This is a genomic window from Micromonospora sp. LOL_025 (assembly GCF_048060285.1).
Classification (GTDB): domain Bacteria; phylum Actinomycetota; class Actinomycetes; order Mycobacteriales; family Micromonosporaceae; genus Micromonospora.
Map to the genome: position 1 here is coordinate 1 of NZ_JBHMIR010000141.1, position 390 is coordinate 390.

Genomic DNA, 390 nt, shown 5'->3' on the forward strand with positions numbered 1-390 from the left:
GTGCTGGTGGTGCAGCGGTTGTCGGACGCGCGGCGCGACGGGCGTCGGGTCCTGGCGGTGGTGCGGGGTTCGGCGGTGAATCAGGATGGTGCGTCGAACGGGTTGACGGCGCCGAATGGTCCGTCGCAGCAGCGGGTGATCCGGCAGGCCCTTGCGGGTGCGGGGTTGTCGGCTGCCGATGTGGATGTGGTGGAGGCGCACGGTACGGGTACGACGTTGGGTGACCCGATCGAGGCGCAGGCTCTGCTCGCCACCTACGGGCAGGGTCGGGAGGTGCCGCTGCTGCTCGGGTCGGTGAAGTCGAACATCGGTCATACGCAGGCGGCTGCGGGGGTGGCGGGCATCATCAAGATGATCTTGGCGATGCGGGCGGGTGTGGTGCCGGCGACG

The 390-nt window shown here is 69.7% G+C and carries 1 protein-coding gene; it reads left to right on the forward strand.

The window, feature by feature from the left end; translation table 11 throughout:
• Positions 1-390: polyketide synthase (locus tag ACFHW0_RS31855; RefSeq protein ID WP_416613331.1), on the forward strand; the 390-nt coding region annotated here is incomplete at both ends.